The sequence below is a fragment of the Lutibacter agarilyticus genome, from assembly GCF_900188235.1.
Taxonomy (GTDB): domain Bacteria; phylum Bacteroidota; class Bacteroidia; order Flavobacteriales; family Flavobacteriaceae; genus Lutibacter; species Lutibacter agarilyticus.
Genome location: NZ_FZNT01000007.1, coordinates 63,196 through 78,049 on the forward strand (window position 1 = coordinate 63,196; position 14,854 = coordinate 78,049).

The window sequence follows — 14,854 nt, forward strand, 5'->3', positions numbered from 1 at the left end:
ATAAAAATACGTAGTTATATTACGTAAAAATACGTAGTTTTGTATTTGTAATACTTAATGCGTAAAGATAAGAAATGAGCATTGTACAAGTTTTGATTAAAATTAAAAGTAGTGTTTTGCGAATTCCATCTGACAAATAAAAATAAATAAAATGAAGCAGATAAAATCAATTTTAGTAATAGGAAACGGAATGGTTGGTTATAAATTTTGTGAGAAATTTGTAGTAAAAGAAGCAGCTGAAAATTTTAAGATTACGGTTTTTGGTGAAGAGCCAAGACCTGCTTATGACAGAGTTCATTTAAGTGAGTTTTTTGAAAATGGCGATGCTAAAGCATTAGAAATGGCTCCGCGTTCTTGGTATGAAGAACATAATATTGAATTAATTACCAATGAAAGAGTAACAGATATTCATAGAGCTTCAAAAACAATTACTACTATCAACGATAAAACATTTAGTTATGATTATTTGGTGTTAGCTACAGGGTCTTCTGCTTTTGTGCCAGCTATAAAGGGTGTTGAAAAAGAAGGTGTTTTTGTGTATAGAACTATTGAGGATTTGGAGGGAATGATGGCGTATGCTGATAAACTTAAAAAGAGCAATCCTGATGCAAAAGCCGCTGTTTTAGGTGGTGGACTTTTAGGTTTAGAGGCTGCGAAAGCTGTGATGGATATGGGGTTAGAGCCGCATGTGGTAGAGTTTGCTTCAAAGTTAATGCCGCGTCAGTTAGATACTAGGGGAAGTAGCGTTTTGAAAAATAAGTTGGAAACAATGGGAATTCATATTCATTTGTCAAAAGCTACTAATAAAATTTTAGGTGAACAATCAATCACTGGGATGGAATTTGGAGAATATGATAAAATTAATGTAGATATGTTGGTTGTTTCTGCAGGTATTCGTCCACGTGATGAGTTGGGGAAGACTTGTGGTTTGAAGATGGGTACGCGCGGCGGAATTGTTGTGAACAATAAAATGCAAACTTCAGATCCCGAAATTTTTGCAATTGGTGAAGTGGCGCTCTATAATAATATGATTTACGGTTTAGTTGCGCCAGGTTACGAAATGGCCGATGTTGCTGTAGATCAAATTTTAGGAACATCAGAAACTTTAATGAGTCCTGATATTGATATGTCTACCAAATTAAAACTAATTGGTGTTGATGTGGCAAGTTTTGGGGAGCCATTTATGCCTGTTGAAAAAGGATATTCAATAATTTTTGAAAATAAAACCAAAGATTTATACAAAAGAATCAATGTAAGTCATGATGGAAAAAAATTATTGGGTGGAATTTTAATTGGAGATGCTTCCGATTATAATATGTTTCATCAAATATATTTAAACGGCTTGCCAATTCCTGAAGATGCTGAAGAATTAATTTTAGGGGCAAGAGGTGAAGGAAGCTCATCTTTTGGGAGTGCTATGGATATTCCAGATGCCGCGCAGGTTTGTTCTTGTGAAAGTGTTACTAAAGGTGCAATTTGTTCTTCAATAACCGAAGGGGGTTGTAATAATTTGGCAGATGTAATTGCAAAAACAAAAGTAACTACTGGTTGTGGAGGGTGTAAACCTATGGTGGTTGATTTGGTAAATGAAACCTTAAAATCTTTAGGTAAAGAAGTTAAAAATAGTATTTGCGAACATTTTGAATATACACGTCAAGAGTTATTTGGGGTTATTAAAATAAAGAAACTAAAAACTTTTGATGAGGCTATTGATACTTGCGGAAAAGGTGATGGTTGTGAGATTTGTAAGCCTTTAGTGGCTTCAATTTTTGCAAGTTTATACAATGATACTGCTAATAAAGAAGAGGTAATACAAGATTCTAACGATAAGTTTTTAGCTAATATTCAACGCAACGGAACTTATTCTGTGGTGCCAAGAATTCCTGGTGGTGAAATTACACCAGATAAACTAATAGTAATTGGGCAAGTTGGAAAAAAATACAATTTATATACAAAAATTACCGGTGGTCAGCGCATCGATTTATTTGGAGCGCAGTTAAACGATTTACCTGCAATTTGGAAAGAATTAATTGATGCAGGTTTTGAAAGTGGTCACGCCTATGGAAAATCTTTAAGAACGGTAAAAAGTTGTGTCGGATCATCGTGGTGTAGATACGGAATGGACGATAGTGTTGGTTTTGCTATTGAATTAGAAAATAGGTACAAGGGGCTGCGTTCTCCTCATAAATTTAAAGGAGGTGTTTCGGCTTGTATTCGTGAATGTGCTGAGGCTCGTGGAAAAGATTTCGGAATTATAGCTGTTGAAGGTGGTTGGAATTTATATGTTGGTGGAAATGGAGGAGCTACACCAAGACATGCGCAATTATTAGCTGAGCAAATAGATAATGAAACGGTTATAAAGTATTTAGATCGCTATTTTATGTATTATATAAGAACTGCTGCGCCGTTAATGCGTACTTCAACTTGGTTAGATAAATTAGAAGGAGGAATTGATCAATTAATAAAAATTGTGGTTGATGATAGTTTAAATATTGCTGCAGAATTAGAGACTGAAATGCAAGGGTTGGTTGATGCTTATCAATGTGAGTGGAAACAGGCTATTGAAAATGACGACATGGTTTCAAGATTTCAGCATTTTGTAAATTCAGAAGATACCGATGATACTATTGTTTTTGTACCAATGAGAGAGCAATTACAACCTATTGCTTGGGATAAATAATAACTAAACTTAAATAGAATGGATACAATTTTAAATACCTATAATACAGTAAAAGAAAGCGAAGTGAAAGTTTGGTTTAAAGCTGCTGAAGTAAGCAAGTTTGCAAAAGATGGTGGTGTTTGTGTAAAATATAAAGATAAACAAATTGCAGTTTTTAATTTCCAAAGAAGAAACCATTGGTATGCCTGTCAAAATGTTTGTCCGCATAAAATGGAAATGGTGTTGTCTCGCGGAATGATTGGAGACGATAAAGGAATTCCAAAAGTTGCTTGCCCAATGCATAAAAAAACATTCTCATTAGAATCAGGTGAAAATTTAAATGGAGATTTAGAAGCAATTGCAACCTACCCTGTGAAAGTTGAAAACAACTTTGTGTATATCGGATTTTCTGAATAGATTTGGTTTTTAATAAACCCATTATGCAGTTAGAGAAATTTAAAAAAGCGATTAAATTATTTAATGAAGCAAATTCATTAGATCCAAATAAGGAATTGTATAACGAAGTCGAATTTCCGAAGGAGTTATTGTATGCGGTAAGAATGTCAGAACAGTTGAATAAGTTTGCTCCAGATGCAAATGAAGCATTGCAATTAGCAGTTTGTTGTCAGCATATTTGCAGATGGGAAATTCCAAGAGATTCTTACGAAATGAATAGAGTTGGATATTTAACTTGGCGAAAAGATTTGAAAGATTTTCATGCAAAAAAAGCTGCTGAAATTTTAGAGGAATGTGGCTATTCACAAGATATTATTAATGAAGTTTCTTTTTTATTATTGAAAAAAAAATTGAAAAAAAATGCCGATACACAAACATTAGAGGATGTTGTTTGTTTGGTGTTTTTAGAATTTTACTTTGCTAAATTTTCTGAAAAATATCCTGAAGAAAAGTTGATTGACATTGTTCAGAAAACTTGGATAAAAATGTCTGAGAAAGGACATAAAGCTGCTTTAGAATTACAGCTTCCAGAAGCTGCACTGGCTTTAATTAAAAAAGCACTTAGCTAAGTGAGTTTTTAAGCTTTTTTATGAGTGAATCAAATAATGACATATCATTAGATAATTCAACCTTTTATAAATTTAGAAGGTTATATTTAATGGCGTTTTTATTAATAGCAGCTTCCATATTCATTGCTCAAATTTTAATTCAAAAACACTTAAATTCTCAATTAAACGATTCAAGAATTATCAACATTGCAGGGCGTCAACGTATGTTGAGTCAAAAGTTGGTAAAGGAATCTTTATTTTTATTGAGCGCTACAAAAAGTGAACAATTAAAAATAGTTGCAGTCATAAAACAAAGCAATCAAACGTTTTTATTATCACATGAAAACTTGCAAAATGAATTAAGTGAGTTAGGTGAACTAACTAAAAGCAGCCCAGAATTAAATACCTTATTTAAAGAGATAGCTTCAGATCATCAGCAAATTGTGAGTTCTTGTAATGTCATTGTTTATCTAGTTTCGGAAAACTCAGCCGTTGCACCTGAGTCTATCCAGAAATACATTTCAAATTTAAAAAAAGCTGAAGGTCCTTTTTTGAATAAAATGAATGAAATTGTATTTAAATATGATGAAATTAGTCAACAAAAAGTAAAAGAGTTAAAAAGGAAAGAATTTATTTTGCTGGTAATTTCTTTGTTGATTTTACTATTTGAAATGTTGTTTTTGTTCAAACCAATTTCAATTCATATTAAAAAAGTAATTCACGATTTAATTGTTACAAAAAAAGAAGCTCAGGAGAAAGCGAAAAAAATAGAAGAACTCTACATTGCAAAGGAAGCTTCACTGCAAGAATTAAAAGGTTTAAATTATGCATTAGACAATGCCGCTTTATTTGTGAGTGTTGCTCAAGATGGATCTATGGTTCATATGAGTAAAAAGTTTAAAACCTTGTTGGGTATTGATACGCCTAATGATGAAAAAGCCTATTTAGAAGAATTATTGCTGTTAGAAGGTGGGGAGCAGCAAGCTGTAAAAGAGTTGTTAAAAGGAAAGCAAAGGTCTATTTGGGTAGGAGAATTAGAGATTACAACTAAAAAATCACAAAAGTTATGGTTAGAAATGTCTATAATCCCAATGAATCAATTGAGGAATAATCAACGTGTATTGATTTTGTGTACTGATATTACCCGTAGAAAAGAGTCGCAAAGTGAAATTGATTTGCTAAATGAAGAACGTTTTACTGAACAAGTAAATCGGCAAAAAATACAAGCAAGTCAAATAGTAGAGGCGCAGGAAGAGGAACGAAAGAGGATCGCAAAAGATATTCATGATGGTATTGGTCAAATGTTAACGGCGTTAAAATTCAATATTGAATCTATTAATTCTGAAAATGTTGAAGGAACTGCAGTTAAAGTTGAAAAGTTAAAAGAGCTTTTAGGGAGTTTGATTAAGGAAGTTAGGGCGGTTACGTTTAATTTAACACCACCTGAATTGGTTGATTATGGTATTGTGCCAACCATTCAAAAATTAACAGAGCGTTTAGCTAGTTTCACAGGAAAACAAATCTTTTTTGAAAATAAAACCGATTTTAAAGGTCGGTTTGATTCTTTGGTAGAAACCAATGTGTATCGTGTAGTTCAGGAAGCTGTAAATAATTCATTAAAATATGCTGAAGCCAATTATATATTGGTTTCAATTAGTCATTCAAATCAGGTATTAAGTATTGTGATTGACGATGATGGGAAAGGTTTCGACGCTGAAAAATTATTAGTAGAAAAGAGTGAAGCGGGAATGGGTTTGTTTTTTATGAAAGAGCGGATAAGTTATATAAATGGACGAATTTTTATCAATTCTTCAAAAAATAATGGAACTCGTATTACAATTAATATAAACTTGTGAAATTCTTGAATATTATAGAACAGTTGTTTGTAATTCATAAGAATATGCCGTTTATTTGCACAAAGTTCATAAACATACTTAATTAGTTATTAAGAAAGGCTGAGGGAATAGACCTGTTGAAGCCTTAGCAACCCTTTAAACTAAAGAAGGTGCTACGTTCTACCATTAAAATGGACAGATAACACCTACTCTTTGAGTAATGCTGCTTAATAACTTCCGACTGTTTATGTAAAAATGATACCATGGAAGACATCCGAAATATATTAAAAAATAAAATCCTTGTTCTTGACGGAGCTATGGGAACTATGATTCAGCAGTATAAGTTTACTGAAGAAGATTATAGAGGTGAAAAATTTAAAGATTTCAACGTTTCAGTAAAAGGAAATAATGATATGCTTTCAATTACGCAGCCTGAAGCTATTAAAACCATTCACGGAAAATATTTAGAAGCAGGAGCTGATATTATTGAAACCAATACATTTTCAAGTACAACCATTGCAATGGCTGATTATGAAATGGAAGATTTTGTGTATGAGTTGAACTTTGAGTCGGCTAAAATAGCCAAAGAAGTGGCAGATGAATATACAGCAAAGAATCCTAATAAACCTCGTTTTGTAGCGGGTTCTATAGGTCCAACAAACCGTACGGCAAGTATGTCTCCAGATGTAAATGACCCAGGTTTTAGAGCCGTTAGTTTTGAAGATTTAAGAGTGGCTTACAAGCAACAAGCAGAAGCTTTAATTGATGGGGGTGTAGATGTGTTATTAGTAGAAACTGTTTTTGATACCTTAAATGCAAAAGCGGCTTTATTTGCTATTGAAGAAATAAAAGCTGAACGTAATATTGATATTCCAATAATGTTAAGTGGGACAATAACTGATGCAAGTGGAAGAACTTTATCAGGTCAAACGGCTGAAGCATTTTTAATTTCAGTATCGCATATTCCTTTGTTAACAGTTGGGTTTAATTGTGCGTTAGGTGCAAGTCAGTTAACACCACATTTAGAAGTGTTGGCGCAAAAATCAGATTTAGGAATTTCAGCGCATCCAAATGCAGGTTTACCAAATGCTTTTGGAGAATACGATGAAACTCCAGAAATGATGGCGAATCAAATTAAAGAGTATTTAGATAAGAATTTAATAAATATTATTGGAGGATGTTGCGGAACAACTCCTGCACATATAAAAGCTATTGCTGAAATTGCTGAAGGATATAAGCCAAGATTGGTTGCTGGTTGTTAGTTGTTGGGTTTTAATAAATTAAATTTAGACTGTCATTCCTGCGTAGGCAGGAATCTATTTTCAAAAAAATGAATACAGAAAAAAAATATTTAAAACTATCGGGTCTAGAGCCTTTAGTAATTACTCCAGAAAGTAATTTTATAAACGTTGGTGAACGTACCAATGTGGCTGGTTCTCGTAAGTTTTTACGATTGATAAAAGAAGAGAAATTTGATGAGGCGCTAGCAATTGCTCGTCATCAGGTTGATGGTGGTGCGCAAATTATCGACATTAATATGGATGATGGTTTGTTAGATGGAAAAGAAGCAATGGTTCGGTTTATGAACTTAATTGCTGCAGAACCAGATATTGCACGTGTTCCAATCATGGTTGATAGCTCTAAATGGGAAATTATTGAAGCTGGTTTGCAAGTAGCTCAAGGTAAATGTGTAGTGAATTCTATTAGTTTAAAAGAAGGAGAAGCTCAATTTATTGAGCATGCAAAGAAAATAAAAATGTATGGTGCGGCTGTTATTGTAATGGCTTTTGATGAAGTTGGGCAAGCGGATAATTATGAAAGACGTGTAGAAATTGCAAAACGTTCTTACGATGTTTTAGTTGATAAAGTTGGCTTCCCTTCTGAAGATATTATTTTCGATTTGAATGTTTTTCCAGTTGCAACAGGAATGGAAGAGCATAGAAGAAATGCCATAGATTTTATTGAAGCTACACGTTGGGTTCGTGAGAATTTACCAAACGCAAACGTAAGTGGAGGTGTAAGTAATGTGTCGTTTTCTTTTAGAGGAAACAATGCCGTGCGTGAAGCAATGCACTCGGTATTTTTATATTACGCCATTAAAGCAGGTATGAATATCGGAATTGTAAATCCGGCAATGTTGGAAGTTTACGATGATATTCCAAAGGATTTATTAGAGCACGTTGAAGATGTTATTTTAGATAGAAGAGAAGATGCAACAGAGCGTTTATTAGATTTTGCAGAAAGTGTGGTGAGCACCTCAAAAGAACGTAAAGTCGATTTAAGTTGGAGAGAAAAACCTTTGCAAGAGCGTATTACACATGCTTTAGTAAAAGGCTTGGATGAGTTTATTGTTGAAGATGTTGAAGCGGCTAGACTAGAAGCTTCAAAACCAATTGAAGTTATTGAAGGTAATTTAATGGCTGGTATGAATGTAGTTGGAGATTTGTTTGGTTCGGGTAAAATGTTTTTACCTCAAGTAGTAAAATCAGCCCGTGTCATGAAAAAAGCAGTGGCTTATTTGTTACCTTTTATTGAATTAGATAAAGGGGGTGAGAGTCAATCGAACGGGAAAATATTATTGGCAACTGTAAAAGGTGATGTACACGATATTGGTAAAAATATTGTAGGTGTTGTTTTAGGTTGTAACAATTATGATATTGTAGATTTAGGAGTCATGGTTCCTCCTGAAAAAATTATTCAGGCAGCGAAAGATGAAAATGTAGATGCGATTGGCTTGAGTGGTTTAATTACACCTAGTTTAGATGAAATGGTGTATTTAGCAAAAGAAATGGAACGTCAAAATTTTGAAGTTCCGTTGTTAATTGGTGGTGCTACAACTTCAAAAGCGCATACTGCTGTAAAAATTGACCCTCAATATAAAAATGCAGTAGTTCACGTGCATGATGCATCAAGAGCGGTTACTGTAGTTGGAGATTTATTAAATAAGAGAACCAATCAACAGTATGTTGGAGATATAAAGGCTAATTATGTAAAAGTTCGTGAAGGTTTTGCAAACAGATCTAGTAAAAAAGAATATGTTTCTTTGACTGATGCACGAAAAAATAAATTCAACATTGATTGGAATAGTACAACTATTACAAAACCTAACTTTGAAGGAATTCAAGTTTTTGAAGATGTTGATTTAACAAAATTAGTTGATTATATAGATTGGACTCCGTTTTTTAGAACCTGGGAATTGGCAGGGAAATATCCTGCCATTTTAAAAGATAAAGTAGTTGGAGTGGAGGCTACAAATTTGTTTAGCGATGCTAAAATGTTATTAGCTCAAATTTTGAATGAAAAATTATTAACGGCAAAAGCTGTTTTTGGAATTTTTCCTGCGAATGCTGTAGGTGATGATATTGAAATTTATGGTGATGTAGGTAGAAATGAAGTGGAAGCTAAGTTTGTGACTTTGCGTCAGCAATCAAAAAAGAAGGAAGGTATTGCAAACATTGCATTGGCCGATTTTGTAGCACCTAAAGAAACGGGAGTTGAAGATTATATGGGAGCATTTTGTGTGTCTACAGGTTTTGGAACGGCTGAATTAGCTGCTGAATTTGAAAAAGACCACGATGATTATAATTCGATAATGATTAAGGCATTAGCTGATAGATTGGCTGAAGCTTTTGCGGAATATTTACACGAAAAAGTACGTAAAGAATATTGGGGGTATGCTTCAAATGAAGTGTTATCTAACCAAGATTTGATTAAGGAAGAATACAAAGGTATTCGTCCGGCGCCAGGTTATCCTGCTTGTCCAGATCATACTGAAAAGTTGACTATTTGGGATTTATTAAGTGTAAAAGAAACCATTGGGGTTGAATTGACAGATAGTTTGGCTATGTGGCCGGCAGCATCAGTTTCGGGATATTATTTTGGGAACGAAAAATCTAAATATTTTGGTCTTGGTAAAATTACTGAAGAACAAGTGAAAGATTTTTCAATTAGAAAGAATATGGATTTAGAAACGGCTAAAAAATGGTTGAATCCTAATTTGGCGGAAAATTAATTGAAATTTAAAAAAACCTGTTAGGTTTGCAAAAGCCAAAAGCCAAAAGTTGCGTTAGCGATAGAAGTGGTATCCTTTTTTGAAGTGCAACGTAAAAAAAGATATAACGTATAGCGCGACCTGAAAGGAAACGCCCAAAAAGAGAAAGTTAAAAAGTTGTAAAGGTTTTCGCTGTTAAAGCTAAAGGCGAATTGCTAAATGCAAAAAGCATAAAAGAATGAAAGTAACAGATCATATTAAGCAAGCAAACGGTAAAACATTGTTTTCGTTTGAGATTGTACCGCCTCAAAAAGGGCAGAATATTCAGGATTTATACAATAATGTAGACCCGTTAATGGAGTTTAAACCACCTTTTATTGATGTAACAACTTCTCGTGAGGAGTATGTTTATATTAAGAAGGAAAACGGGTTGTTAGAGCAAAAAATGACACGTATGCGTCCGGGCACTGTTGGTATTTGTGCTGCGTTAAAATACAAATATGATGTAGATGCAATTCCGCATGTTTTATGTGGAGGTTTTACCAAAGAAGAAACAGAATATGTGTTGGTAGATTGCCATTATTTAGGTTTAGACAATATTATGGCGTTGCGTGGTGATGCTATGAAACACGAATCGTTTTTTATTCCAACAGAAGGAGGAAACCGATATGCTTCAGATTTGGTAGCTCAAATAAGAGAATTAAACGAAGGGAAGTATTTACATAATATTATTGAAACCAATAATAAACCAGATTTTTGTATTGGTGTTGCAGGATATCCTGAGAAACATTTGGAAGCACCAAGTATGGAAACAGATTTGCGTAGATTGAAAGAGAAAGTTGATGCTGGAGCCGATTACGTGGTAACCCAAATGTTTTTTGACAATGCGAAATATTTTGAATTTGTAGAAAAAGCAAAAAGTATTGGGATTACCGTGCCTATTATTCCAGGTATAAAACCTGTGGCTGTAAAAAGACATCAACAAATTTTACCGCAAATTTTTAGATTAGATATGCCTGAAGATTTAATTTCGGCCATTGAAAGTTGTAAGGATAATAAGCAAGTTCGTGAGGTAGGAATTGAGTGGGCAATTCAACAATCTAAAGAATTGATTGCTAACGGAGCGCCTGTAGTACACTTTTACTCTATGGGTAAATCGGACAATATTAAAAAAATAGCGAAAGAAGTGTTTTAATTACCTTAAAAATCAGTTTTTTTAATAGTTTCATAAATAAAAGTAATAAATGTTGAATTGTAATGGTGAAATATTTATGTACTTTTGTCGAAGTTTAATTAGAGTTATTAATTTAAAAAATATATTATGGCATTAGAAGTAACAGATGCAACCTTTAACGAAGTAGTTTTACAATCAGATAAACCAGTAATGGTTGATTTTTGGGCTGCTTGGTGTGGACCTTGTAGAATGGTTGCTCCAATAATGGATCAATTAACTTCAGAATATGAAGGAAAAGCAGTTATTGCAAAAGTAGATGTTGATGCAAATCAAGAGTTTGCAGCAAAATATGGAGTAAGAAATATTCCAACTGTTTTAGTTTTTAAAGGTGGAGAAGTTGTTGAAAAGCAAGTAGGTGTTGCTCCAAAAGCAACATATGCTCAAAAAATTGACGCACATTTATAAAATATACTTAAAAAATATTTTTAGGAAGCCTGGCAATTTTGCCGGGCTTTTTCTATTTATATAGTATATTTACTTTATTAATAAATGCATATGGATAATTTATCAGTACAACATCTTTCTGAATTAAATAACCTTGAATTGTTAGCGAGTCAGGTTGTTGAAGGATTTATTACAGGAATGCATAAAAGTCCATTTCACGGTTTTTCGGTCGAATTTGCTGAGCACAGGCTATATAACAAAGGTGAAAGTACTCGGCACATTGATTGGAAACTATATGCGAAAACTAAAAAGTTATTTATAAAGCGCTACGAGGAAGAAACAAATTTGCGTTGTTATTTAATTATAGATAATTCTGCATCTATGCATTATCCCATAATTAAAAACCCGACACTAGATAATTTATCAAAAATTGGATTTTCAGCAATTGCTTCGGCTGCCTTAATGGAATTATTAAAGCGTCAAAGAGATGCGGTTGGTTTAAGTGTGTATAGTAATGAAGTTGAATATTATTCACCAGCAAAAGGTAGTGATAGGCATAGAAGAATGTTGTTGTCTAAATTAGATCAACTTTTAAAAGAAGATTCTAAAGCCACAACAGAGACTTATAAGGTATTACACGAAATTTCAGAGAAGGTTCATCAACGGTCACTTATATTTCTTTTTACAGATATGTTTCAAACCGATAAAAACGAAAAAGAGTTGTTTGAAGCTTTACGCCATTTAAAATACAATAAACACGAGGTGGTTTTGTTTCATACCTACGATGGAAAGCTTGAGTATAACTTTGATTTTGAAAATTCTCCCAAAAAATTTGTGGATGTAGAAACGGGTGAAGAAATTAATTTATACGCTTCATCTGTAAAACAACAATACAAAGCTGAAGTTGAAAAATATTTTAACGAGTTGAAAATGAAATGTATGCAGTATAAAATAGAATATGTTCCTGTGGATATTCATAAAGGATTTCATCAAATTTTGATATCATATTTAACAAGTAGAAAAAACTTTTTGTAAATTTTCACAAAAACCTTTGTAGATATAAAAAACCCGCTTATATTTGCATCCGCTAAGAGCAACGGTCTGGTAGTTCAGCTGGTTAGAATACCTGCCTGTCACGCAGGGGGTCGCGGGTTCGAGTCCCGTCCAGACCGCAAAAAGCATCTCAATTGAGATGCTTTTTTTATGCAATTTATTTAAAATTAATAGTGTTAGTTTAAATGAAATATGTATATTTGCATCCGCTAAGAGCAACGGTCTGGTAGTTCAGCTGGTTAGAATACCTGCCTGTCACGCAGGGGGTCGCGGGTTCGAGTCCCGTCCAGACCGCAAAAAGCATCTCAATTGAGATGCTTTTTTTATGCGATTTATTTAAATTCATAAAAAATAAAATTAAAAGCATAAAAAAACCAGAGGACTATCTCCTCTGGTTTTTTTCTATTTAAAAATAGGGTAAGATTTATTCGTCTTCTTTAACCTCAACTATTTCATACATGTTTTTTCCGTCAACTTGTATAGGTTGGTAATAGGTGTCTCCAAATTGTACATAGGTAATATCTCCAATTTTCACTTCTTCTCCACCTTCAGGTAAGTTAGGAACAATGGTTCCTGCTGTGGCAGGCACAACCGTATAACCTTCATCTGATTTTTCATAGTAGGCACCACCATAATAGTAATTGTTGGTGGTATCGTTGACGACGACTTTTTCAGTTTCTTTTGGTAGTGTTTTAACTGTTGCTCCTACCGGAGCTTGTACAACTGTATAACCTCCATCTGAAGAAACATAATAAACCCCTGAGTCGAAATGATATTTTTGGTTTTCGATACTAATAATAATTGCAGTTGTTGCTAGTGTGGCCACAAAGAAACCCCATGGGTGCCAAACAGGTCCCCAGTAAAATGGTCTGTAAGGATGGTAGAAGTATGGTCTATGGCAGTAATATCTATGTCCGCCATATCTGTATGGCGGTCTAGTATAATGTCTAGAACTAGCGTTTACTCTAGTGTTGTTTCTGTTAATATTTATGTTCTTACTGTTGTCAATATTTATGTTTCTTTTGCTGTTATCTATCTTATTACCCTTGTTTTTATTATTTGTGGTAGGTCGCTTATTTGTTGTTTTATTATTTGTAGTAGGACGTGTTGTTGGGCGATTTGTTGTCGCTTTATTTGTGCTAGGTCTTGTTGAAGGTCTTGTTGTTGTTTTTTTATGACCTCCATTTATTGATCTATTGTTAGTTGAAGGTCTTGTACTTGGTTTACTTGTAGAAGGTCTTGAAGTTGTTGGTCTGCTAGTTGATGGTCTAGAAGCTGAGTGTCCTCCTCCGCCTCTAGAAGCTGAGTGTCCCATTCTTTGAGCATTCATTCCTAAAGGAAGTACCACTGTTAGTGAGAATATAAATATAATAGATTTTATATTTTTTATAATTTTATTTGATGTCATAATAAGATCGTTAAATGTTCAATTTATTTTTTCTTAGCAAGTATTTTAATTTTTTTTGCGTTTTCTGGAGGCGTAAATTCAAAAATAGATTCAGGAACTTTAGGGTTTAGTTGCCAGTTGCTAAAAGTAGCCTCATAGTGTGAATTGTTTTTTTCTTTATAAATAATTAAATATTTTTTAGGTGTTCTGTAGGCGTTATTTGATACCCAGTATTGAACAATCATTTCATCATTTTCAGCTTTAATATGAAAACACTCTTCATTCTCAATTGCTACTTTTCCTATATATTGAATGTTTTGAAAATCATTCAATAAGTCATCTGTAAAAGCAGGGTAGAAAAAATCAGCAGCAGGAAATTGAATTCCATAATCAAAATGCAATTTGTCAATTGTAGCAATAGTGTTTTCCGGAGCTTCAATTAATACATAATTATTTTCAGTATAAGAATAATAAGCAACCTGCTCTCCATTATACCAAAACCCTTTTTTACCGTTATTTCCTTCAATATGTGATAACATTTTGTTTGGGCCTGAGAAAATAATATCTGATGTAATGAATTTTTTAATCAAACCATAATCAGGATCTTTACTATCAAAAGAACTAGATAAGCTAAAAGAGCACGATTCTAGTTCTCCAATTACATCACTCATATGATCTAAAATAAGAATGGCTGTAGGGTCAATTTTTTTTGTTTGGGCAGTGATACAAATAGAAAATAGCAATGCAAAAAATAGTGAGTAATTTTTCATTTAATTTTAGGTTTTTAAACTTATTTTAAAGGTTTTATGATTTTTTTATAGCAATAAAAGGGGGCTATTAACAAACTTAGTAAAAAAAAATTAATTAAAAAGATTTAATTTGTAGATGGAGTAGTTATAGTAATGATACGTTAGTTTACTGATTTATTAATAGAGCAGAGCGAATTAATAAATGAGTATTAAATGAATTTAAAAACAGTAGTTAGAATACGAAAGATATTATGGGGTAATATCCCAATGAAGAATATGTATATAGTAATTAATTAGCTTAACTGCTGTAATTTTTTACAAACTCTTCAAACGGCATTGGTTTTAAATTTCTTGCTTTATAATGGGCTAAATATGTTTGGTAATTTCTTTTAGCAAACTGAATAACTGCATCTGAAGTGCAATACTCATATATAGAACTTGATTTCATGTTGAATAGAATTAGGGGTTAAATAATATTAACAATAATTTATGCTTAATTTTTGTTGCTATAAAATTAGCTTAATTTAAATTAAAAATCAAGTGAATTTACCGTTTAGC

The 14,854-nt window shown here is 33.0% G+C and carries 12 protein-coding genes, 2 tRNA genes and 1 riboswitch; of the genes, 11 read left to right on the plus strand and 3 right to left on the minus strand.

The window, feature by feature from the left end; genetic code table 11:
• The first annotated feature begins 160 nt into the window (after positions 1-160).
• From nirB to CHB67_RS12175, 11 genes are all read left to right on the plus strand, one after another.
• The gene (nirB, locus tag CHB67_RS12125) at positions 161-2,680 is read left to right on the plus strand and encodes a nitrite reductase large subunit NirB (RefSeq protein ID WP_089382212.1); all 2,520 of its coding nucleotides are present in this window, start codon (positions 161-163) and stop codon (positions 2,678-2,680) included.
• Positions 2,681-2,698: 18 nt separating this feature from the next.
• Positions 2,699-3,076, plus strand: coding sequence for a nitrite reductase small subunit NirD (nirD, locus tag CHB67_RS12130; protein ID WP_089382059.1), 378 nt, complete (start codon positions 2,699-2,701; stop codon positions 3,074-3,076).
• Positions 3,077-3,099: 23 nt separating this feature from the next.
• Positions 3,100-3,684: a DUF4202 domain-containing protein gene (locus tag CHB67_RS12135; protein WP_089382213.1), complete on the plus strand. Its 585-nt coding sequence runs from the start codon at positions 3,100-3,102 to the stop codon at positions 3,682-3,684.
• Positions 3,685-3,704: 20 nt separating this feature from the next.
• Positions 3,705-5,519: an ATP-binding protein gene (locus tag CHB67_RS12140; protein WP_089382060.1), complete on the plus strand. Its 1,815-nt coding sequence runs from the start codon at positions 3,705-3,707 to the stop codon at positions 5,517-5,519.
• An 83-nt stretch (positions 5,520-5,602) separates the two neighbouring features.
• Positions 5,603-5,704, plus strand: a riboswitch (SAM riboswitch).
• Positions 5,705-5,761: 57 nt separating this feature from the next.
• A complete protein-coding gene (locus CHB67_RS12145) occupies positions 5,762-6,760 on the plus strand; it encodes a homocysteine S-methyltransferase family protein (protein ID WP_089382061.1) in 999 nt (332 codons plus the stop codon).
• A 68-nt stretch (positions 6,761-6,828) separates the two neighbouring features.
• Positions 6,829-9,510 (plus strand): methionine synthase, encoded by a 2,682-nt coding sequence (gene metH, locus CHB67_RS12150; RefSeq protein ID WP_089382062.1) that lies wholly within the window; start codon positions 6,829-6,831, stop codon positions 9,508-9,510.
• A gap of 217 nt (positions 9,511-9,727) precedes the next feature.
• Positions 9,728-10,684, plus strand: a complete 957-nt coding sequence (metF, locus tag CHB67_RS12155; protein ID WP_089382063.1) for a methylenetetrahydrofolate reductase [NAD(P)H] — start codon at positions 9,728-9,730, stop codon at positions 10,682-10,684.
• 126 nt (positions 10,685-10,810) lie between these two features.
• A complete protein-coding gene (trxA, locus tag CHB67_RS12160) occupies positions 10,811-11,128 on the plus strand; it encodes a thioredoxin (protein ID WP_089382064.1) in 318 nt (105 codons plus the stop codon).
• 90 nt (positions 11,129-11,218) lie between these two features.
• Positions 11,219-12,142 carry a DUF58 domain-containing protein gene (locus tag CHB67_RS12165; RefSeq protein ID WP_089382214.1) on the plus strand — a complete coding sequence of 308 codons (924 nt, stop codon included), beginning with the start codon at positions 11,219-11,221 and terminating at the stop codon, positions 12,140-12,142.
• Between the two features lie 63 nt (positions 12,143-12,205).
• A tRNA-Asp gene (locus CHB67_RS12170) sits at positions 12,206-12,279 on the plus strand.
• 101 nt (positions 12,280-12,380) lie between these two features.
• Positions 12,381-12,454 (plus strand) — tRNA-Asp (locus tag CHB67_RS12175).
• 130 nt (positions 12,455-12,584) lie between these two features.
• Here CHB67_RS12175 and CHB67_RS12180 read toward each other — a convergent pair.
• From CHB67_RS12180 to CHB67_RS17225, 3 genes are all read right to left on the minus strand, one after another.
• Positions 12,585-13,568: a DUF6515 family protein gene (locus tag CHB67_RS12180; protein WP_089382065.1), complete on the minus strand. Its 984-nt coding sequence runs from the start codon at positions 13,566-13,568 to the stop codon at positions 12,585-12,587.
• A gap of 23 nt (positions 13,569-13,591) precedes the next feature.
• On the minus strand, positions 13,592-14,317 hold the full coding sequence (locus tag CHB67_RS12185; RefSeq protein WP_089382066.1) for a DUF2092 domain-containing protein: 726 nt from the start codon (positions 14,315-14,317) through the stop codon (positions 13,592-13,594).
• Between the two features lie 277 nt (positions 14,318-14,594).
• A complete protein-coding gene (locus CHB67_RS17225) occupies positions 14,595-14,744 on the minus strand; it encodes a hypothetical protein (protein WP_176461269.1) in 150 nt (49 codons plus the stop codon).
• Positions 14,745-14,854 lie beyond the last annotated feature (110 nt).

What these genes read in the sequence shown, in the direction of transcription:
- CHB67_RS17225 (WP_176461269.1), bottom strand. Translation starts at nt 14,744, where the DNA reads ATGAAATCAAGTTCTATATATGAGTATTGCACTTCAGATGCAGTTATT.
- CHB67_RS12140 (WP_089382060.1), top strand. Translation starts at nt 3,705, where the DNA reads ATGAGTGAATCAAATAATGACATATCATTAGATAATTCAACCTTTTAT.
- nirD (WP_089382059.1), top strand. Translation starts at nt 2,699, where the DNA reads ATGGATACAATTTTAAATACCTATAATACAGTAAAAGAAAGCGAAGTG.
- CHB67_RS12145 (WP_089382061.1), top strand. Translation starts at nt 5,762, where the DNA reads ATGGAAGACATCCGAAATATATTAAAAAATAAAATCCTTGTTCTTGAC.
- metH (WP_089382062.1), top strand. Translation starts at nt 6,829, where the DNA reads ATGAATACAGAAAAAAAATATTTAAAACTATCGGGTCTAGAGCCTTTA.
- CHB67_RS12185 (WP_089382066.1), bottom strand. Translation starts at nt 14,317, where the DNA reads ATGAAAAATTACTCACTATTTTTTGCATTGCTATTTTCTATTTGTATC.
- CHB67_RS12180 (WP_089382065.1), bottom strand. Translation starts at nt 13,568, where the DNA reads ATGACATCAAATAAAATTATAAAAAATATAAAATCTATTATATTTATA.
- trxA (WP_089382064.1), top strand. Translation starts at nt 10,811, where the DNA reads ATGGCATTAGAAGTAACAGATGCAACCTTTAACGAAGTAGTTTTACAA.
- metF (WP_089382063.1), top strand. Translation starts at nt 9,728, where the DNA reads ATGAAAGTAACAGATCATATTAAGCAAGCAAACGGTAAAACATTGTTT.
- CHB67_RS12165 (WP_089382214.1), top strand. Translation starts at nt 11,219, where the DNA reads ATGGATAATTTATCAGTACAACATCTTTCTGAATTAAATAACCTTGAA.
- CHB67_RS12135 (WP_089382213.1), top strand. Translation starts at nt 3,100, where the DNA reads ATGCAGTTAGAGAAATTTAAAAAAGCGATTAAATTATTTAATGAAGCA.